Genomic DNA, 18,134 nt, shown 5'->3' with positions numbered 1-18,134 from the left:
GCCGCCGCTGGAGGGGCTGACCGCGTTGCGCGCCTGGTTCGCCCGGGAGGCGGGAGGCCCGGCGGGCACCATCGGCCCGGCGCAGGTCCTCGTCACCGCGGGCGGTCAGTCAGCGCTCACCACGGCCCTGCACGCCCTCGCCCCGCCCGGCTCGCCGGTGCTGGTCGAGTCGCCGACCTACCCCGGGGCGCTGGCCGTCGCCCGCGCCGCCGGGCTGCGCCCGGTGCCGGTGCCCGTCGACGAGGACGGCGTCCGCCCGGAGTTGCTGGCCGACGCCTTCGCCGCGACCGGGGCCCGGGTCTTCTTCTGCCAGCCGCTCTTCCAGAACCCGACCGGCGCCGTCCTCGCCCCCGGCCGCCGCCGCGAGATTCTGGCCGTCGCCCACGCCGCCGGGGCGTTCGTCATCGAGGACGACTTCGCCCGCCGCCTCGGCCACGGCGGGCCGCTGCCGCCGCCACTGGTCGCCGACGACCCGCACGGCACCGTCGTCCACGTCGGCTCGCTGACCAAGCCGACATCCCCGAGCCTGCGCGTCGGCGCGATCGTCGCCCGGGGCCCGGTGATGGAACGGCTGCGCGCCATCCAGGTCGTCGACAGCTTCTTCGTCCCCCGCCCCCTCCAAGAGGCCACCCTCGAACTCGTCGGCGCCCCCGCCTGGCCCCGCCACCTGCGCGCCGTCGCCGCCGGCCTGGCCGAACGCCGCGACGCCATGCTCGCCGCCCTCCACCGCGAACTCCCGGCGCTCGCCCCCGCCCGTGCCCCAGCCGGCGGCTACCAACTCTGGCTGCGCCTACCCGACGGCGCCGACGAGACCGCCCTCGCCGGGGCCGCCCTGCGCTGCGGCGTCGCCGTCGCCCCAGGGCGTCCCTACTTCGCGGCCGAGGCCCCGGCCCCGTACGTACGCGTCAGCTTCGCCGACACCGCCGGCACGGCCGAGATCACGGAGGGCGTACGCCGCCTGGCCGCCGCCTGCGCGGAGACCGGGATCACGGCCGGTACCTGAGCGGGCGGACCTGCGGCCTCTTACGACCTGGTGCACGATAGGGCGCGGGCCTGCGACGCCCTGCGACCCCTCTCCCCCAGACTCCGTCTGAGGGGACCCCCACCAGCGGCGTTGCCGGGGGCCACCTCCCAGCCGCCAGGCTGGGGGAAAACGCCCACTGGAAACCCCACCCTGAGGGCGCTTGCAATCGAAGCCGCATGCGGCGGGACGGACAGCCGTTAGGGGCGATACCGCAGGGGGTGATCTTCGGGCACCTCCACCATGACGATCTTGCATCCGTCCGGGTCCTCGATCCACATCTCGATCAGCCCCCACGGCTCCTGCCGCGGCTCGCGCAGCACCTTAACCCCGCGGTCGAGCAGCCGCCCGTGCAGCGCTCCCACGTCCTCCACCTGGAGCCACAGCTGAAGTCCGGCGTTCAGCGGGCCCTCCGAGTGGCCCGAGACCTCCAGAAAACCGCCGCCGAGGAAGAACACCGTCCCGCGCTCCGGTCCCTCCCCGAACTCCCGGTAAACGGCCAGCCCGAGATCGTCCCGGTAGAAGGCCCGCGACCGCTCCAGATCGGCCGGCCGCAGCAGGATCCTGCTGCTCAGTACGTTGACCATGCCACCGACCGTAGAGGAACATGCCCCGATGGACACCACGAACCACTCCGCCCGGCACGTTTTCCGCACCGCCGTCCCCGCCGACGTGCCCGCCCTGGTCGCCCTCATCGAGTCGGCGTACCGGGGTGACTCCAGCCGGGCCGGCTGGACGACCGAGGCGGACCTGCTGGAGGGGCGGCGCACCGACCCCGAAGGCGTGGCGGCCGTCGTCGGCGGTACGGCGAGCCGGATGGTGGTCGTCGAGTCCGACGGCGAGATCGTCGCCTGCTGCCAGCTCGAGAAGCGCGACGGGCACGCCTACTTCGGCATGTTCGCCGTCCGCCCCACCCTCCAGGGCGCCGGCCTCGGCAAGGTCGTCCTGGCCGAGGCCGAGCGCTTCGCCCACGAGGAGTGGGAGGCGCACGAGATGCACATGACGGTGATCTCCGCGCGCGAGGATCTCATCGCCTGGTACGAGCGCCGGGGCTACGCCCGCACCGGCGAGATGACCCCGTTCCCGTACGGCGACGAACGCTTCGGCCTGCCCACCCGCGACGACCTGCAGTTCGAGCTGCTGGTCAAGAAGCTCGGCTAGAGCCGCCCTAGAGCCGCCCTAGAGTCGTCCGGCCTCGACGATCCGCCGCAGGAACTGCTGGGTCCGTTCCTGCTGCGGCGCGCCGAAGACCTGCTTGGGGGTGCCGCGTTCCAGCACCACCCCGCCGTCCAGGAAGCACACCTGGTCGGCAACCTCGCGGGCGAAGCCCATCTCATGGGTGGCGATGACCATGGTCATGCCCTGCTCCTTGAGGTCCCGCACCACGTTCAGCACCTCGCCGACCAGCTCCGGGTCCAGCGCCGCCGTGATCTCGTCCAGCAGCAGCAGCTTCGGCTGCCCGGCCAGCGCCCGTACGATCGCCACCCGCTGCTGCTGGCCGCCGCTGAGCCGGTCCGGGTACTCGGCCGCCTTTTCCTTCAGCCCCAGCCGCGCCAGCAGCTCGCGGGCCCGCTCCTCGGCCTCCTTGCGGGCGGTCTTGTGGACCCGGCGAGGCGCGAGCGTGATGTTGTCCAGCACCGTCATGTGCGGGAAGAGGTTGTACGCCTGGAAGACCACGCCGATCCGCCGCCGGACGCTGTCCGGATCCACCCGGGGGTCGGTGATCTCGTCGCCGTCCAGGAAGATCGCCCCGTCGTCGATCTCCTCCAGGAGGTTCGCGCAGCGCAGCAGGGTCGACTTGCCCGAGCCGGAGGCCCCGATCAGCACGGTCACGGTGTGCGCGGGCACGGCCAGGTCCACGTCCCGCAGCACCACCGAGTCGCCGAAGGTCTTGCGTACGGACTCCAGCCGCAGCACCGGCGGCCTGTTGGCGTCGGCGGTCAAACGGTGCCTCCCTGCGACTGGCGGCGGTACATGCGGGCCGTGATCCAGTCGGTGAACCGTGTCATCGGGATCGTCAGCGCGACGAAGACCAGGCCCGCGACGACGTACGGGGTGTAGTTGAAGTACTTGCCGACGATGATGTCCGCCGCGTGCACCGCGTCGACGGCGCCGCCGATGGAGACCAGGCCGGTGTCCTTCTGCAGCGACACCAAATCGTTGAGCAGCGGCGGTACGACACGTCGTACGGCCTGCGGCAGTACGACGAACCGCATCGTCTGCGGACCGCTCAGCCCCAGCGACCGCGCCGCCGCCCGCTGGCTCGGGTGGACGGTCTCGATGCCGGCCCGGAACACCTCGGCGACGTACGCCGAGTAGGTCAGCACCAGCGCCGTGCCGCCCAGGATGACCGGGTTGACGGTGACGCCCTGCAGGCGCAGGGCGGGGACCCCGAAGACCACCATGAGCAGGCAGATGATCAGGGGCAGGCCGCGGAAGAAGTCGACGTACGCGGTCGCCAGCGCGCGCAGTGGGAAGAACACCGGGCCGCGCAGGGTGCGGGTGACGGCGATCAGCATCCCGAGCACCAGGATGATCGCGCCGCAGATCACCATGAGGCGGATGTTCAGCCACAGCCCGTCGATGACCTTGGGGAGGGCCATCCGGGCGTAGTGCGCGCTGAAGAACGCCTTCTTGGTGGCCGGCCAGCCGGGCGAGCCGGTGACGACCAGAAAGAGGACCGCCGCGGTGACGACGGTGCTGATCGTGGCGATGGCCGTCGCGCGGCGGGCGCGGGTGCGCTTGTGGCGCTCCCGCTCGATCCGCCGCGCCGACGGCCGGTACATGTCCTCGTCGGACAGATCGGGCACCGTCACTTGAGGACCGGGGCGTTGACCGCGTCCGACAGCCACTGCTTCTCGAGCTTGCCGAGCGTGCCGTCGTCGCGCAGGGCGGTGACCGCCTTGCTGACGCAGGACGTCAGCGAGCTGCCCTTGTCGAGGACGAGGCCGAACTGTTCCTGCTGGCCCTGGGTGGTGGAGAACTGGCCGACGATCTTTCCGTCGGTGACCTCGGCGGCGGTGATGTAGAAGGCGGTCGGCAGGTCGGTGACGATGGCGTCGACCTGACCGTTCTTCAGGGCGGACTTGGCGTAGTCGTTCTTCTGGTAGGCGGCGGCCTGCTGGGTCGGCTTGATGACGTTGTTGATCACGTCGAGGCTCGTGGTGCCCACCTGCGCGCCGAGCTTGAGCTTCTTCAGATCCGCGATGCTGGTGGCGTTGGCCGCCTTGGAGCCCTTCAGGGCGATGACGGCCTGGCGCACGTCGTAGTAGCCCGAGGAGAAGTCCACGGCGTTCTTGCGGTCGCTGGTGATGGAGACCTGGTTGATGTCGATGTCGAAGGTCTTCGCGCCGGGCGCGATGGCCTTGTTGAAGGCCACCTTCTGCCAGACGACCGCGCTCTTGCTGTAGCCGAGCTGCTTGGCGACGGCGTACGCGACCGCCGACTCGTAGCCCTTGCCGTTGGACGGCTTGTCGTCGGAGAACCACGGTTCGTACGCCGGGTCGTCCGTGCCGATCGTCAGCTTGCCCTTGGCCTGGGTGCTCAGGCCGGAGGGCGAGCAGGACGAGGACGCCGAGGACGTGCTGCTGCTGTCGGCCTGCGGGGCGCACGCGGCGGCCAGGAGGACGAGTACGGGACCCGCGGCTATGAAGGCGAGACGACGCGGGACGGCCGGGAAGGCGATGGCAGGGCGCATGGCGGGAGGTTGGCACCCGGTGGGGGAGAATGTCCAGGTCACATGGGTGTTATTCCACATGCCGGACATTGTGACGGCAGTATTGCGCCGGACTGTCAGTTCCCGGACTCCACCGCCCGCTTGATGTCGGGGACGTCGGTGACCGCGCCGTCCAGCCCGAGCGCGCGGACCAGGGCGAGGTCGGCCGGGGTGTTGACGGTCCAGGCGATGACGGAGATGCCCGCGCGGTGGCATTCCTGGACCAGGGCCAGGCTGATCCGGCGCAGGCTCAGGCTGACCAGCCGGGCGCCGACCGCCTCCGCCCGGGTCACGATCTCCGAGCCCATCGGGCCCTCGGCGACCAGCACGGTCCGTACGCCGGGCAGGCACTCGCGGATCTCGCGCAGAGCCTCGTCGTGGAAGGACAGGACGTCGACCCGGTCGAGCAGGCCGCGCTCGCGCAGGACGCCGGCGAGCACGCGGGCGGCGGCCACGTCCTTGATCTCGGCCTGGATCGGCTTGCCGACCGCGTCGACGACCTCCTCGAAGACCGGGACCCGCTCGCCGAGCCCGGCGTCGAGCTCGCGCAGCTCGTCCAGGGTCATGTCGGCGATGACGCCCCGGCCGCCGGTGGTCCGGTCGACCTTCTGGTCGTGCATGACGACGAGTGCGCCGTCCTTGCTCAGATGCAGGTCCAGCTCGATCTGGTCCAGGCCCTCGCGCTCGGCGCGGACGAAGGAGCGCAGGGTGTTCTCGGGCTCGACGCCCATGACACCGCGATGGCCGACTGTGAGAAAGCTCAAGGCTTCCCGCCTCCGGTGGTGCAGATGGATCATGACGGACTTCCGCAAGCCTAGTGCGGGCAGGCGGCCTGGAGTCGAACGCCACGTGAATGTGGAGATCGTCCACTTGTACGGGAGAACCGGCCACAGTTACGGTGGTCTCGCAACAATTTCTTCTGTATAGGAGGGGTCGTGACGGAAATCCTGTCGTCACCGATCGTCAGTCACCCGTCATGGGCGGTGCTCAAGCAAGCCGTGGAGGCGATCCGCCCCTGGCAGAGCAAGGACGGCTCGATCGACTTCGACGCCGACGGAGCCCCCGCCTGCGACGACGCCGAGCGCACCCTCGGCCGGGTGATCGGCGCGGTCGAGGAACTGGCCCCCCGGCTCCCGCACGACGCCGGCTACCACCAGGCCCTGGTGAAGGACCTGCGCAAGTGGGCCGACGCCGGCTTCGGCGTGCCGGACTTCCTGGACTCGCTGCTGGCCTTCCAGCCCGCCGCCGACCGCCGGGACGGCCTGGAGCACCTCGTGGTCTTCCCGATGTACACGCAGAACGGCAACCCGGACCGCAACCTCGAGGCGGTCGCGCTGAGCGTCGTGTGGCCGGACTGGCTGTCGGAACTGGAGCGCACCCGGTACGACAACCCGCTCTTCGTGCCGATCGCCTTCCAGGACTTCACCCCGGGCTACGACACCAACTCCGCCGTCCTGTTCCCGGAGACCGTCGCCGTCCGCGAGGCCCCCGAGCGCTTCACCTGGGGCGGCATTTTCTGCGACCGCGAGGCCGCCCGCTTCCGCAAGGTCACCCAGGCCGCCGTGGACGCCCTGGGCCTGCAGCTTCCGCAGGACGCCGCCGCCCTGCTGGACGACCAGGAGCTCACCCAGCAGACCTTCGTGCTGTGGGACATGATCCACGACCGCACCCACAGCCACGGCGACCTGCCCTTCGACCCCTTCATGATCAAGCAGCGCCAGCCGTTCTGGATGTACGGCCTGGAGGAGCTGCGCTGCGACCTCACCACCTTCAAGGAGGCCGTGAAGCTGGAGGCCGAGGACCACTCCATGGGCCGCTACGTCCAGTACGCGATCCTCTTCGACCGGCTCTTCCGCTTCCCGGTCACCGGCGACCGGGTCCGCAACTACGACGGCCTCGGCGGCCAGCTGCTCTTCGCGTACCTGCACAAGCACGAGGCCGTACGCTGGACTGACAACAAGCTGCACATCGACTGGCAGCGCGCCCCGCAGGTGACCAACCAGCTGTGCGCCGACATCGAGTCCCTCTACCGGGACGGCATCGACCGCCCCAAGCTGGTGCACTGGTTCGCCGCCTACGACCTCGTCGCGACCTATCTCTCCCCGCACCCCGGCTCGGTCTGGGCCAAGGGCCCGGACGCCCTGGACCTGAACCAGCTGCCGCGCAAACTCGTGGACGACGTGCTGCCGGACGAGTTTCCGCTCAGTATGTTCTACGAGGCCCTGGCCAAGAAGCTGCGCGATGTGATCGCCTCGACCAAGGGGATCACCGCCGGTGACAGGCGGCAGGTGGCAGCGTGAAGGAGGCGGTGGAGAAGATGACCGAAACCGACCCGGGGGGTTCGCGCCCGCTCGAAGGCGCCGTGATCGTGGTGGCCGGCGCCGGCGGCCCCGCCGGACGCGCCACCCTGCAGCGGCTGGCCCGGGCCGGTGCCCATGTCGTGGCCGGCGACGCCAGCCCCGACCGGCTCGCCGAGGCCGTGGATCTGGCCCGCTACGACGCCGGCGGCGGAGCCATCACCGGCGACGTCGTCGACCTGCTGGACCTGAACGCCACCCGTGAATGGGCGGCCAGGATCGAGAAGGACCTCGGCCGCGTCGACGGCATGGTCCACCTGGTCGGCGGCTGGCGCGGCTCGGCCTCCTTCCCCGAGACCGACCTCGCGGACTGGGACTTCCTGGAGAAGCTGCTGATCCGCACCGTCCAGCACACCTCGCTGGCCTTCCACGACAGCCTGCTGCGCAGCCCCCACGGGCGGTACGTCCTCGTCAGCGCGGCCGGCGCCACCCAGCCGACCGCCGGCAACGCCGCGTACGCCGCCGCCAAGGCCGCCGCCGAGGCCTGGACGCTCGCCCTCGGCGACTCCTTTCGCAAGCTCGGCGATCCGGAGCACCCGACCGCGGCCGCCGCCGTCCTGATCATCAAGGCCCTGGTGCACGACGAGATGCGCCGGCAGCGGCCCAATGCCAAGTTCGCCGGCTTTACCGATGTGACCGACCTGGCCGACGCCATCGCCGACGTGTGGACGCGTCCCGCCCAAGCAGTGAACGGAAAGCGCCTGTGGCTCACCCCGCACCCGTAACCGATGCCGTGCGGCATCACGACCCCGACGTACGCGGCTTCGCCAGCGACAACTACGCGGGCGTCCACCCCGAGATCCTGGCCGCGGTCGCCCTCGCCAACGGAGGCCACCAGGTCGCCTACGGCGAGGACGACTACACCGGGCACCTCCAGGAGGTCTTCCGCCGCCACTTCGGCCCCCGGGCCGAGGCCTTCCCCGTCTTCAACGGCACCGGCGCCAACGTCGTCGGCCTGCAGTCGGTCACCGAACGGTGGGGCGCGGTCATCTGCGCCGCCTCCGCCCACATCAACGTCGACGAATGCGGCGCGCCCGAGCGCGTCGGCGGCCTGAAGCTGCTCACCGTCCCCACTCCGGACGGCAAGCTCACCCCCGAGCTGATCGACCGCGAGGCCTGGGGCTTCGACGACGAGCACCGCGCCCAGCCGCAGGTCGTCTCGATCACCCAGACCACCGAACTCGGCACCTGCTACACGCCCGAGGAGATCAGGGCGATCTGCGACCACGCCCACGAGCGCGGACTCACCGTCCACCTCGACGGCTCGCGGATCGCCAACGCCGCCGCCACCCTCGGTGTGCCGCTGGCGGAGTTCACCACCGACGCGGGCGTGGACATCCTGTCCTTCGGCGGCACCAAGAACGGTCTGCTGTTCGGCGAGTGCGTCGTCGTCCTCAACCCGGACCGGGTGCGCGCCATGAAGCACCTGCGCAAGCTGTCCATGCAGCTCGCCTCCAAGATGCGCTTCGTATCGGTGCAGTTCGAGGCGCTGCTCGCCGGTGACCTCTGGCTGCGCAGTGCGGGCCACGCCAACGCCATGGCCCAGCGCCTGGCGGCGGCCGTACGCGGCATCGAGGGCGTCACCGTCGTCCGGCCCGTCCAGGCCAACGCGGTCTTCGCGATCCTGCCGCGCGAGGTCAGCGAGCGGCTGCAGAAGAGCTACCGCTTCTACTTCTGGGACGAGGCCAGCAGCGAGGTCCGCTGGATGTGCTCGTTCGACACCACCGAGGAGGACGTCGACTCCTTCGCGGCGGCCGTCGCCGAGGAGATGACGGCGGGTCCTTCGCCTTCCTGACCCCTCTCAATTCCTTGGGCGAACCGTGCGTGGAGCCGGGCCAGGGGCGCGGGCGCCCACCAGTTGGCCCGGCCCGCCACGGTCATGAAGGCGGGCACCAGGATGCCGCGCACCAGCGTGGCGTCCACCAGCACGGCGACGGCGAGCCCGGTGCCCAGCAGCTTGAGCACCGTGATCCCCGAGGTCGCCAGCGCTCCCGTGACCACAGCCACGGCCAGCGCCGCCGTGGTCACCAGGCGCCCGGTGCGGGCCACGCCCTCCACGACGGCCTCGCGGTTGTCGCCGCCGAGGACGTAGCGCTCCCGTACCCGGGACAGCAGGAAGATCTCGTAGTCGATCGCGAGCCCGAAGGCGATGGCGAACATCAGCAGCGGCATCGTCAGATCCAGCGCTCCGGTCACCGCGAAGTCGCCCACCAGGCCGCGCAGATGGCCGTCCTGGAAGACGTACACCATCAGCCCGAAGCTCGCGGTGAGGCTGAGCGCCCCCACGACCAGTGCCTTGAACGGCAGCAGCAGACTGCCGGTGAGCAGGAAGAGCATCGCCCACGTGGTGACGAGCACGATGCCCGCCGCCACCGGAAGCCGGTCCGCCACCGCAGCCCGCGTGTCGGCCAGCAGCGCGGCACGCCCGGCCACCAGCCGTTCCCCGGGCGCCGGAAGGGCCCGCAGGTCACGCACCAGCCGCTGGGCGGCCGGTGACTGCGGATCCCCGGGGCCCGTCACGCTCAGCAGCGTCCCGCGCCCCGGCACATCGGTCCTGATGACCCCTCTCGCCCCGTCCAGCCAGAACACCCGGCGCGCGTAGGCGCTCACGCCGGGCCCCTTCGCCCCGGGCAGCACCACCGTCACCTGCTGCTCCGCAGGGTTTTCGAAGTGCTCCCGGATCTCCCGCGCCGTGGTGTGGGCCGACGCGTCCGCCGGCAGCGCCCGCTCGTCCGTCAGCCCGAACCGTACGTGCCCGAACGGCGTCGCCAGCAGTACGAGAGCCAGCGCGCACCCGGCACCGTAATAGACCGGCCGCCGGGTCACCGCCCGGGCCACGGCTCGCCACAACGGGCTGTCCGGGCGCCCGGAGCGGCCGATGCGGGGGCCGACGACCGCCAGCAGCGCGGGGACGATCACCGTGGCGGCGGCCGCGGCGAGCAGCGCCACCGCGATGCCGGCGCAGGCCATGGACCGCAGGAAGGGCAGCGGCAGCACCAGCAGCGCCGACATCGACAGGGCCACCGTGCAGGCCGACACGGCCACCGTCCGCCCCGCGGTGCGCGCGGTGCGGGTGACCGCCTCCTCCGGGGCGGCCCCGGCCCGCAGTTCCTCCCGGTAGCGGGTCACGAGGAAGAGGCCGTAGTCCACCGCGAGGCCGAAGCCGAGCGCGCTGGTGAGGTTCATCGCGAAGACCGAGACCGGCATCGCGTAGGTCAGCAGCCGCAGCAGGGCGACCGTGCCGACGACGGACACCGCGCCGATCGCCAGTGGCAGCAGGGCGGCGAGCAGCGAGCGGAGCGCCACGACCAGGATGAGCAGGGTGATCGGCGCCGCGAAGAGTTCGGCCTTCACCAGGTCCTGCTCGCTGATCCGCCCGGCCTCGACGCTCACCCAGGCGGGCCCGGTCGCGGAGACGGTGAGCACACCACGGCTGCCGGTGAGCCCGGGCACCAGGCTCTTCGCGGTCCGCGCGGCGTCCTTGTCCTCGCCGGACAGATCCGCCGTGATCAGAGCCTCGTGGCCGTCCTTCGACCGCAGCCCCGGGGTCTTGGCGGGCCAGTACGCGTGCACGGCGTCCACCCCGGGCGCGGCGGCGACCTTGGCGGCCAGGCGGCGGCCCTGCTCGCGCGCGGCGGGGGAGTCGACGCCTCCGCGCGCCCGTACCAGCAGGACCAGGTCGGGGTTTCCGGCACCGAAGCGGGCGGCGAGGAGCTGGTTGGCGCGTGCCGATTCGGTGCCGGAGGCCGTGTAGCCGCCGTTGGCCAGGCGGTCGTGCGTGCCCGTGCCGACCGTCCCGAGCAGAGCGGTCAGCACGGCGGCGAACAGCAGCACGAGCCGCGGGTTGCGGGTCACGCGGCGTCAGGCGGCACGGAAGAACAGCACGGCGTTCTGCCCGCCGAAACCGAAGGAGTTGCTCAGCGCGCCCTGCATGCGGTGCGCGCGGGGCACCTTCGTGACGACGTCCAGATCCATGCCGTCGTCCAGCCGGTCGAGATTGGCGGTCGGCACGATCAGCTGGCGCTCCAGGGACAGCACGGTGATCGCCGCGTCGATGGCGCCCGCGGCCCCCAAGGTATGCCCGATCGACCCCTTGACCGAGGTCACGGGAGGAGGCGTACGGGTCCCGAACACCGAGGCCAGCATGGTCGCCTCGCTGCGGTCGTTGAGCGGGGTCGACGTGCCGTGCGCGTTGACGTGGTCCACGTCGGACGGCTCGGCGCCCGCGTCGGCCAGCGCCGCCAGCGTGGCGCGCCGGGCACCGTTACCGGTGGGGTCGGGGCGGGTGTGGTGGTAACCGTCGCTGGAGGCTCCGTACCCGGACACGTAGCCACGGATCCGGGCACCGCGCGCCCGGGCGTACTCGGGGCGCTCCATGACGAGGACCCCCGCGCCCTCGCTCAGCACGAAGCCGTCGCGGTCCGCGTCGAACGGCCGCGAGGCGCCGGCCGGGTCGTGGCCGCGCATCGACAGGGCCCGCATCCGGTAGAAGGCGGCGGAGCCCATCTCGACCCGGGCGCAGTCGGTGCCTCCGGTGATCGCGATGTCGCAGGCCCCCGCCCGCAGCAGGTCGCGGGCGGTGCCGATGGCGGTGGCCCCGGAGGCGCAGGCGGTCGAGGTGGTCAGGCAGGGCCCGACCGCCTGGAGGTCCGCGGAGACCTCGCCGGCCACCATGTTGGGCAGCGAACGGGGCAGTGTGGCGGGGGAGATGGACTCGACGCGGCCGTTGCCCAGGTTGCCGTACTCGATGGGCCAGCGGTCGCCGCCGTTGCTCGCGACACCGAGCACGACGGCCACCCGGGGGCCGTCCCAGGTGGCCGTGTCCAGCCGGGCGTCGGCGACCGCCTCACGGGCGGCGACCATGGCGAGCTGGATGAACTTGTCGATCCGCCAGGTCAGCCTTCTGCCCAGCAGCGCCCCGCCGTCGAACCCGGGGACGGCGCAGGAGAAGTCGACCGGCAGCCCGGCCAGTGCCTCGTCGGTGGCGGCCAGCCCCTCGCCCTTGCACAGCCCTTCCCAGGACGGCTCGAGGCCGATCCCGGCCGGAGTGACCAGGCCGATACCGGTGACAGCGATGTCCGTGACCCGGGCCCTCACTTGGCGGCCCCCATCAGAGCCGAACGGGCGGCCTCGCCGCCCGCCGCCCGCTCCAGGAACGCCGCCGCCTCGCCGAGCGTGAAGTCCTGGCGGCCTTGCGGAAGGGCCACGCCGAGGGTGTCCTCCAGCATCGTGGCGAGTTCGACCTGCGCGAGGGAGTCGACTTCCATCTCCTCGAAGGTCGCGTCCGGACTGATCTGCTCCTGTGGAACGCCGAAGTATTCGGTGAGCTGACGGACCATCACGTCGTAGACGGATTCCATCGTTCTCCTTCGTTCGGGTGGCGCTGTCGGGGCTTACATCCGCCCTCAGGATCACCCGGTAATCAGATGGAATAGCCCGACACGCGCATCGGGCGGTTATCGCATCACCCGCTTGGCGAAATGCCCGAGGGGCGCCCGGAAGTATTCCCGGACGCCCCTGAGGGCAATACGCCGCGCCCCTTTCTCAGAGGCGCCGGTTCACTTGTTCATGCAGAAATTGCCGACCGTCGGGTTGAGCAGCGCCACCACGTTCACGCTGTTCCCGCACACGTTGATCGGGATGCTGATCGGCACCTGGATGACGTTGCCGCTGAGGAAACCGGGGGATCCGATGGCCGCGGCGCGGGCGGAGGCGCCGCCGTGGTCGTGGGCGAGGGCGCCACTGGCGGTGCCCATCGTTGTGGCGCCGGCGACGGCGGTCAGCGCCACTGCCTTCACAAAACGGTTCATTGCGTTCTCCTTCGAAGATCGCGAATGGGACCTGCACAACGACCGGTGTGACGTTCGGACATGCGACTCCACCCGTTCAGCCGCACAGCGCCGCACACATCACCGGCGGGCGAAGGTGATCGTCTCGTACGGGGAGGTCGCTCCCGTCTCGTAGAGCAGGCCGACCCTGCCCTCTTCCAGCTCCACCAGATCGGAGTAACCGGCCGGGCGCTGGGAGACGGTCCAGCCGGTCGTCCAGGAGATGCCGCCGTCCTGGCTGACGCGCACCGCCATCCGGGCACGCCGGACCGGGTCGGCGGGCGCCGAGTAGAGCAGCGCCCCGCCGCTGGTCTGCAGCACCGCGCCCTGCACCACGGCTCCCATCAGGCCGTTCTGCGGCAATAAGCCCTGCACGGTGAGCCCGCCGTCCCAGCTGTACCCGTCGGCGCGGGTCGCATCGGAGAAGCCGCCCTCGTCGCGCGCGTTGATGTACACGCGGCCGTCGGGGAGTTCGGCCAGGGAGTTCTCGTTGAGGTTGATCCACTCGCTGGGGTCCTGCTGGATGTAGCCGATGCGCCAGGTCGTGCCGCCGTCGTCGCTGTAGAGGGAGTGGGCGCCGTACACCTCCCCGGTGGCGGTCGTGGCCATGTGGTTGGCGGGGGCCAGGAGTCGCCCGGCGTACGGGCCGTGCCGCAGGGCGATGGCGTGGCCGGGCCCGGTCGCGTACCAGCTCCAGTTGGCGGGCTTGACCTGGGAGGTGATGTCGCGTGGCCGGGCCCAGGTGGCACCGCCGTCGGTGCTGGAGGTGACGTAGACCTGCCGGTTGCGTGCCAGGTTGACGTATCCGTCGCCGACCGTGCGGCACAGCAGCAGGGCGATCCGGCCGGTGCGCGGGTCGGCGACCGGCGTCGGATTGCCGAGGGTGCTGCCGCGACCGGAGGCGACGACCTGGAGCGGCCCCCAGGTGCAGCCGCCGTCGGACGACCGCCTCAGGACGGTGTCGATGTCGCCCTGGTCGGCGGCCGAGTTCCGGCGCCCCTCGGCGAAGGCGAGCACCGTACGTTTTCCGATCCGGATGACGGCCGGAATGCGGAAGGTGTGATATCCGTGCGTCCCGGACCGGAAAGGAACGGAGGAACTGCAGCCGCCGTCCGGCACCGGTGACCCGGCCGCGGCCGGTTGTTCCCAGCCGGTGGCACTCCCGGCGAGGAGCAAAGCCAACCCGGCGATGGCCGTACGTCTGGTGGTGATGGCACCTCGTCTCATGACCCCTTTGTCTCACCCGATTCTGGAAGGGGCGCGGTGACACTCCGTCAAAGCGGTCAGGTTGTCAGGCAATATGATGAATGGAATCGAAGTGGTGGCGTCGTCCTTGACAAATTCGCCGGGTGTCCATTCGCTGAGTGTCATTGGTCTCCACCAATGAACACGTCCGGGCCACCCCGGAACTCTGGTCGAAAGGCCTGCACTGCGGCGATAGTTGTGCACCTGCCGACACCGCCCACGACAGGGGGAACCGCCCATGACAAGATCCACACCCCGCCGTACCGTCCTGGCCGCCGCGATCGCCGCCGCGGCCGCCACCGCGACGCCCGCCTTCGCGACACCGCGCGCGGACGTGAGCACCGCGGCCGACGACAGCTCCGCCGCCACGGAGGAGGCGCCTGTGGACTACCACGCCTGGACCGGCGATTCCGACTTGCGCTGCGGCGACGCCCACGGCACCCGAGCCGCGGAACACCCGCGCCCGGGCCTCGTCATCGTCCATGCCACCGGCACCACCGACTACACCGACCCGCACACCAAGACCACCGCCACCTGGGAGACGGCCACCTGGACCTCACCGGTGCACACCCCGCCGCACCCCGCGAGCGAGTTGGTCGCTTCCTGGAACGCCGACACCCCCGCCGGCACCTGGATCCAGACCGAGGTCAGCGGCACCTACACCGACGGCACCGCCACCCCCTGGTACGTACTCGGCCGGTGGGCGGCCGGTGACGACGACATCCGCCGCACCTCGGTGGACGACCAGAGCGACGGCAAGAGCAGCATCTGGACCGACACCTTCTCCATCGATGACACCGCGAGCGGTCTGCGCCTCGCCTCGTACCGGCTGCGCCTGACCCTCTACCGCAAGCCCGGCACCCGCCTCACCCCCACCGTCTGGCGGATCGGTGCGATGGCCTCCGACATCCCCGACCGCTTCACCGTGCCCGCCTCCGTCCCCGGCGAGGGCCGCGGCGTCGAGCTGCCGGTGCCGCGCTTCTCCCAGGAGATCCACAAGGGCCAGTACCCGCAGTACGACAACGGCGGCGAGGCCTGGTGCAGCCCCACCTCCTCCGCGATGGTCCTCCAGTACTGGGGACGGGGCCCCACCGCCGAGCAGCTCGCCTGGGTCGACGCCGCCTACACCGACCCCCAGGTCGACCACGCCGCCCGCTACATCTACGACTACCAGTACCAGGGCTGCGGCAACTGGCCCTTCAACGCCGCCTACGCGGCCACGTACCGCGACATGAACGCGATCATCACCCGGCTGCACACCCTCAACGACGTCGAGAAGCTCATCGGCGCCGGCATCCCGGTGATAACGTCCCAGTCCTTCCTCGCCACCGAACTCGACGGCGCCGGCTACGGCACCTCCGGCCACCTGATGAGCATCGTCGGCTTCACTGAGGACGGCGACGTCATCGCCAACGACCCGGCGAGCGCCGACGACACGGCCGTGCGGCATGTGTACAAGAGGTCGCAGTTCGAGACGATCTGGCTGAGGACCAAGCGCTACAACGCCAGCGGCCAGGTCCGCAGCGGCAGCGGTGGGGTCTGCTACCTCTACTGGCCGCTCAGGCCGTCCACGGCGCAGCGGCGCGCACTCGCGGAACTCGGCATCCGCTGAGCCGTCCCTCACCGCATACCAGCCATGCCAAGCCCCGATGGCCCTTCGCCCCGGAATGTCTTGTCCGCCAAAAGACAGCGAATTTACGCTGGGGCCGCAGTCCGGCGGCGAAGGGACGAAGGGCACGGCATGGGACGGCTGACCGGAAAAATCGCCTTCATCAGCGGTACCAGGGCAGGAATCGGCAGAGGTGCCGCACAGGTTTTCGCCGCCGAAGGGGCAAAGGTATTCGGCTGCGATATCAACCTGGAGGCGGACGCCGATACGGTGGCGCTGGTGGAGAAGGCCGGCGGCGTGATGACGTCACTGGCCCTCCGCCTTCGGGTCATCCGGCTCCCAGGTCGCCTGGGTCACTTCGGCGTTCATCCTGACGTGGTGGCCGGCATCCGGCGGGCGTGATCGCCCCGGCCTGACCGGGCGGCCGCCTTTTGTGAGCGGTGCACGACAACGATGAAGGGCCGGACTCAGTCCCACTGAGTCCGGCCCTTCTGGCGTGGCCACCGCCGGGCGGCCGGGTCCTCCGGCCTGCGGCAGGCCCGGGCGGAGATGAGAACTCATGCAGATGCTTGCAGGACTCCTTGACGCCTACCTACTAGGAAGCTAGCTTCCTTTTCTGTGACGTAGACCGCTCGGGCAAGGCGGCGACGGCATTAAAGCGACTGGTCGAACGACAATGTGCCGCCGCATGCCGGGACGGCGGCACGTCGCAAAGCCCGCGGAGATGCGGCGCCAAGGCCGGCTGACAGCTGACGCCGGCTGCCGACCGTGCGAGTCGAGCCAGGGGAATAACCGAAAGGAAAGCCGATGGCAACGATGGCATCAGCGCAAACCACTACAAATCAACCCGACCCCACACGATGGCGGGTGCTGTCCATCGGTCTCGTTGGCGCGTTCATGGTCATGTACGACACGAGCATGATGAACGCGATCCTCCCGACGATGCAGGCGGCCCTGCACATGTCGCCGACCCAGGTGACGTGGGCCACCGCCGGGTTCTCACTGGCCGGCGCGGTGACCCTGGTTCCCGCCGGACGGCTGGGCGACGACTTCGGCCGGCGGCGCATGTTCGTCATCGGCATGGTGCTCTTCCTGCTGGCCTCCCTGTCCTGCGCGCTGGCGCCGAACGGCAGCTGGTTGGTCGGCTCCCGCTTCGTCATGGGCATCGCCGGCAGTCTCGTCATCCCGCAGGTCGTCGGGCTCATGCAGCAGCTCTTCACCGGCAAGGGGCGGAGCAAGGCGTTCGGTGTGTATGCCGCGATCGTGGCCATGTCCACCGCGTGGGGTCCCCTGATCGCGGGGCAGACCGTCGACGGCTTCGGCCAACAGAACGGTTTTCGCTATGTCTTCTTCCTGGGCATGCCGATCAGCTTGATCTCCCTCGTCCTCGGCTACCGGCGGCTGCCGCAGACACCGCACAGGGGCGGGGGCAGGAGCAAGGTCGACTTCGGGGGCATGGCGCTGCTGGCTCTGGCGCTCATCGCGATCGTGCTGCCGCTCGCCGAGAACGGCGACAAAGGTATGACCCCCCCGTGGTGGCTGCTGGGCGTCGGGGCCGTCCTGCTGGCCGCCTTCGTGCTGTGGGAGCGGTCGCTGGACCGGCGCGGTGAGCACCCGATGATCAAGCCCCGGCTGCTCGTCCTGCCCAGTTTCTCCTTCTCCTTCATCACCTGCCTGTTCTTCTACGCGGCGTTCCCGCCGATCTTCATCCTCCTCCAGCTCTACTTCCAGGCCGGGCTGCACTACTCCGCCCTGCAGTCCTCGCTGGGTACCCTGCTCTTCCCGATCGGTTCGATGGCCGGAGCACTGATCAGCGGGCGTCTGGTACCCCGCTACGGCCGACGGATGGTCGTGGCCGGCTGTCTGATGATGACGGCCGGGCTCGCCGCCACCTCCCTGCTGTCCTTGAACTCGAACGGCGGCAACATCGCCGTCGTCCTGGCCCCCGGGCTGCTCGTCTGCGGTCTCGGCGCCGGCTTCGTCATCTCCTCCAACCAGAGCCTGGGCCTGTATGACATCCCCAGGACCGACGCGAGTACGGCCGGCGGGACCTATCAGGTCGGCGTCAAGATCGGCTCCGCCATCGGCATTCCGATCGCCACCTCGGTCTTCTTCTCCGCGCTCGCCGGCAACCGCGGGAACTTCGCTGACGCCGTCGCCGCAGGCCTGGCGATTCCCGCCTGCATGGCGTTCCTGGCCTCGCTGGTTGCCGTGGTGGGGCTCGTGCGGACCAAGCAGTGGGGCACCCGCGAGGCCTCGGAAGACACCGACCGCGAGCCCCGGGAAGAGGCACCGTCTGCCGCGCCGGCAGCCGGTAGGTAGGTCTGCCGCGCCGCTTGCCGCGCCGGCCGCGGTCCCC

17 protein-coding genes and 1 pseudogene are annotated in these 18,134 nt (G+C 70.6%); 8 read left to right on the top strand and 10 right to left on the bottom strand.

Annotation, left to right across the window (positions count from 1 at the left end; translation table 11 throughout):
* On the top strand, positions 1 to 1,003 hold a 1,003-nt coding region (locus tag EFK10_RS34390; RefSeq protein ID WP_164836263.1), incomplete at its 5' end, for an aminotransferase-like domain-containing protein.
* Positions 1,004 to 1,221: 218 nt separating this feature from the next.
* Here the strand turns inward: EFK10_RS34390 and EFK10_RS34385 are convergent.
* Positions 1,222 to 1,608, bottom strand: a complete 387-nt coding sequence (locus EFK10_RS34385; protein ID WP_127359559.1) for a VOC family protein — start codon at positions 1,606 to 1,608, stop codon at positions 1,222 to 1,224.
* A 28-nt stretch (positions 1,609 to 1,636) separates the two neighbouring features.
* On the opposite strand from EFK10_RS34385, the gene EFK10_RS34380 reads away from it, so the two are divergent.
* Positions 1,637 to 2,182 (top strand): GNAT family N-acetyltransferase, encoded by a 546-nt coding sequence (locus tag EFK10_RS34380; RefSeq protein WP_127359558.1) that lies wholly within the window; start codon positions 1,637 to 1,639, stop codon positions 2,180 to 2,182.
* Positions 2,183 to 2,200: 18 nt separating this feature from the next.
* Here EFK10_RS34380 and EFK10_RS34375 read toward each other — a convergent pair whose 3' ends face one another.
* The 4 genes from EFK10_RS34375 to EFK10_RS34360 form a co-directional block, all read right to left on the bottom strand.
* Positions 2,201 to 2,965, bottom strand: coding sequence for an amino acid ABC transporter ATP-binding protein (locus EFK10_RS34375; RefSeq protein WP_127359557.1), 765 nt, complete (start codon positions 2,963 to 2,965; stop codon positions 2,201 to 2,203).
* Positions 2,962 to 3,807, bottom strand: coding sequence for an amino acid ABC transporter permease (locus EFK10_RS34370; RefSeq protein WP_127359565.1), 846 nt, complete (start codon positions 3,805 to 3,807; stop codon positions 2,962 to 2,964). The genes EFK10_RS34375 and EFK10_RS34370 overlap by 4 nt, the downstream gene beginning before the upstream one ends.
* Positions 3,808 to 3,833: 26 nt before the next feature.
* Positions 3,834 to 4,718 carry an ABC transporter substrate-binding protein gene (locus tag EFK10_RS34365; RefSeq protein ID WP_127359556.1) on the bottom strand — a complete coding sequence of 295 codons (885 nt, stop codon included), beginning with the start codon at positions 4,716 to 4,718 and terminating at the stop codon, positions 3,834 to 3,836.
* Positions 4,719 to 4,813: 95 nt separating this feature from the next.
* Positions 4,814 to 5,500, bottom strand: coding sequence for a glycerophosphodiester phosphodiesterase (locus EFK10_RS34360; RefSeq protein ID WP_127359555.1), 687 nt, complete (start codon positions 5,498 to 5,500; stop codon positions 4,814 to 4,816).
* Positions 5,501 to 5,671: 171 nt separating this feature from the next.
* On the opposite strand from EFK10_RS34360, the gene EFK10_RS34355 reads away from it, so the two are divergent.
* The 3 genes from EFK10_RS34355 to EFK10_RS51215 are packed head-to-tail and all read left to right on the top strand — an operon-like array spanning position 5,672 to position 8,888.
* Positions 5,672 to 7,036 (top strand): DUF6421 family protein, encoded by a 1,365-nt coding sequence (locus EFK10_RS34355; RefSeq protein WP_240677651.1) that lies wholly within the window; start codon positions 5,672 to 5,674, stop codon positions 7,034 to 7,036.
* Positions 7,037 to 7,053: 17 nt separating this feature from the next.
* On the top strand, positions 7,054 to 7,818 hold the full coding sequence (locus EFK10_RS34350) for an SDR family oxidoreductase (RefSeq protein WP_127359553.1): 765 nt from the start codon (positions 7,054 to 7,056) through the stop codon (positions 7,816 to 7,818).
* A complete protein-coding gene (locus tag EFK10_RS51215; RefSeq protein WP_127359552.1) occupies positions 7,797 to 8,888 on the top strand; it encodes a threonine aldolase family protein in 1,092 nt (363 codons plus the stop codon). The genes EFK10_RS34350 and EFK10_RS51215 overlap by 22 nt, the downstream gene beginning before the upstream one ends.
* Before the next feature lie 62 nt (positions 8,889 to 8,950).
* Here EFK10_RS51215 and EFK10_RS34340 read toward each other — a convergent pair.
* The 5 genes and pseudogenes from EFK10_RS34340 to EFK10_RS34320 all read right to left on the bottom strand — a co-directional run.
* Positions 8,951 to 10,909: pseudogene (locus EFK10_RS34340) on the bottom strand (MMPL family transporter); the annotation flags it as partial.
* 45 nt (positions 10,910 to 10,954) lie between these two features.
* Positions 10,955 to 12,190, bottom strand: coding sequence for a beta-ketoacyl-[acyl-carrier-protein] synthase family protein (locus tag EFK10_RS34335; RefSeq protein ID WP_127359550.1), 1,236 nt, complete (start codon positions 12,188 to 12,190; stop codon positions 10,955 to 10,957).
* Positions 12,187 to 12,453: an acyl carrier protein gene (locus tag EFK10_RS34330; RefSeq protein ID WP_127359549.1), complete on the bottom strand. Its 267-nt coding sequence runs from the start codon at positions 12,451 to 12,453 to the stop codon at positions 12,187 to 12,189. The genes EFK10_RS34335 and EFK10_RS34330 overlap by 4 nt, the downstream gene beginning before the upstream one ends.
* Before the next feature lie 198 nt (positions 12,454 to 12,651).
* Positions 12,652 to 12,903 (bottom strand): chaplin, encoded by a 252-nt coding sequence (locus tag EFK10_RS34325; protein ID WP_127359548.1) that lies wholly within the window; start codon positions 12,901 to 12,903, stop codon positions 12,652 to 12,654.
* A gap of 99 nt (positions 12,904 to 13,002) precedes the next feature.
* The gene (locus EFK10_RS34320; RefSeq protein WP_206305705.1) at positions 13,003 to 14,148 is read right to left on the bottom strand and encodes a sialidase family protein; all 1,146 of its coding nucleotides are present in this window, start codon (positions 14,146 to 14,148) and stop codon (positions 13,003 to 13,005) included.
* Between the two features lie 256 nt (positions 14,149 to 14,404).
* Between EFK10_RS34320 and EFK10_RS34315 the strand changes: the two genes are divergently transcribed.
* From EFK10_RS34315 to EFK10_RS34305, 3 genes are all read left to right on the top strand, one after another.
* On the top strand, positions 14,405 to 15,778 hold the full coding sequence (locus EFK10_RS34315; protein ID WP_127359547.1) for a peptidase C39 family protein: 1,374 nt from the start codon (positions 14,405 to 14,407) through the stop codon (positions 15,776 to 15,778).
* Between the two features lie 129 nt (positions 15,779 to 15,907).
* The gene (locus tag EFK10_RS34310) at positions 15,908 to 16,177 is read left to right on the top strand and encodes a hypothetical protein (RefSeq protein WP_206305704.1); all 270 of its coding nucleotides are present in this window, start codon (positions 15,908 to 15,910) and stop codon (positions 16,175 to 16,177) included.
* 414 nt (positions 16,178 to 16,591) lie between these two features.
* Positions 16,592 to 18,097 (top strand): MFS transporter, encoded by a 1,506-nt coding sequence (locus EFK10_RS34305; RefSeq protein ID WP_164836262.1) that lies wholly within the window; start codon positions 16,592 to 16,594, stop codon positions 18,095 to 18,097.
* Positions 18,098 to 18,134 lie beyond the last annotated feature (37 nt).

Origin of the sequence: Streptomyces soli, assembly GCF_003999195.1 — a bacterium.
Classification (GTDB): Bacteria; Actinomycetota; Actinomycetes; order Streptomycetales; family Streptomycetaceae; genus Actinacidiphila; species Actinacidiphila soli.
This window is presented reverse-complemented; position numbering and strand designations above follow the sequence as displayed.

Coding starts and splice junctions, on each gene's coding strand:
- EFK10_RS34350 (WP_127359553.1), top strand. CDS start 7,054: ATGACCGAAACCGACCCGGGGGGTTCGCGCCCGCTCGAAGGCGCCGTG.
- EFK10_RS34325 (WP_127359548.1), bottom strand. CDS start 12,903: ATGAACCGTTTTGTGAAGGCAGTGGCGCTGACCGCCGTCGCCGGCGCC.
- EFK10_RS34320 (WP_206305705.1), bottom strand. CDS start 14,148: ATGAGACGAGGTGCCATCACCACCAGACGTACGGCCATCGCCGGGTTG.
- EFK10_RS34365 (WP_127359556.1), bottom strand. CDS start 4,718: ATGCGCCCTGCCATCGCCTTCCCGGCCGTCCCGCGTCGTCTCGCCTTC.
- EFK10_RS34370 (WP_127359565.1), bottom strand. CDS start 3,807: ATGTACCGGCCGTCGGCGCGGCGGATCGAGCGGGAGCGCCACAAGCGC.
- EFK10_RS34315 (WP_127359547.1), top strand. CDS start 14,405: ATGACAAGATCCACACCCCGCCGTACCGTCCTGGCCGCCGCGATCGCC.
- EFK10_RS34380 (WP_127359558.1), top strand. CDS start 1,637: ATGGACACCACGAACCACTCCGCCCGGCACGTTTTCCGCACCGCCGTC.
- EFK10_RS34385 (WP_127359559.1), bottom strand. CDS start 1,608: ATGGTCAACGTACTGAGCAGCAGGATCCTGCTGCGGCCGGCCGATCTG.
- EFK10_RS34310 (WP_206305704.1), top strand. CDS start 15,908: ATGGGACGGCTGACCGGAAAAATCGCCTTCATCAGCGGTACCAGGGCA.
- EFK10_RS34330 (WP_127359549.1), bottom strand. CDS start 12,453: ATGGAATCCGTCTACGACGTGATGGTCCGTCAGCTCACCGAATACTTC.
- EFK10_RS34305 (WP_164836262.1), top strand. CDS start 16,592: ATGGCATCAGCGCAAACCACTACAAATCAACCCGACCCCACACGATGG.